This window comes from Limosilactobacillus mucosae DSM 13345 (assembly GCF_001436025.1).
GTDB lineage: Bacteria > Bacillota > Bacilli > Lactobacillales > Lactobacillaceae > Limosilactobacillus > Limosilactobacillus mucosae.
This window is the reverse complement of record NZ_AZEQ01000073.1, coordinates 1-564: the sequence shown is the minus strand read 5'-3', so window position 1 is coordinate 564 and position 564 is coordinate 1. Positions and strand designations below refer to the sequence as shown.

Sequence of the window (564 nt, the reverse complement as noted above, 5' to 3'; positions counted from 1 at the left end):
TGGCATCGCTCCCTTCGAAAAGCGAAGCACCGCCAATGTTCTTGGACAAAAATATTATACCATAATCGAGTCAGCGGCTAACTGGCTCGATTTTTTAGTGTATTTCGATAATTGCCTCTTAGACGAAACGTAATGGACAATTACCCATCTATTTAAATTTCAGTGCGTCTGAGAGGCAATTTTTGTATTTCGGAGGTTTGGGCTGCTTGATCGGCCATGATCATGATCCGAAGTGTTATTTCTATCAAATAACACTTCACAAAAGGCGGTTTAAAGGTATCCCTTTTTATGCTAAAATTAGGACGTGTTATTTCTTTCTATATAATAAAAATGATACCTATCGATTTTTCGAAAAATTGCGTGGAGTGACAAGATGGCCAGACTGATTGACGATGTATTTAAAAACCAAAAATTCATCCCCGAGCAGATGAGCGAATTTGGCTTTCAGAAAATCGAGGACACATATACATACGAAGAGAATTTTCACGATGACTCATTTCGAGCGGTCGTCATCGTGAAAAACGGCAAAGTTGATAGCCAGGTCATTGACTGCTCAACTGGGGA

The 564-nt window shown here is 39.5% G+C and carries 1 pseudogene; it reads left to right on the top strand.

The features are described 5' to 3' along the window. Positions 1–373: 373 nt before the first annotated feature. Positions 374–564, top strand: a pseudogene (locus tag FC47_RS10235) (hypothetical protein); the annotation flags it as partial.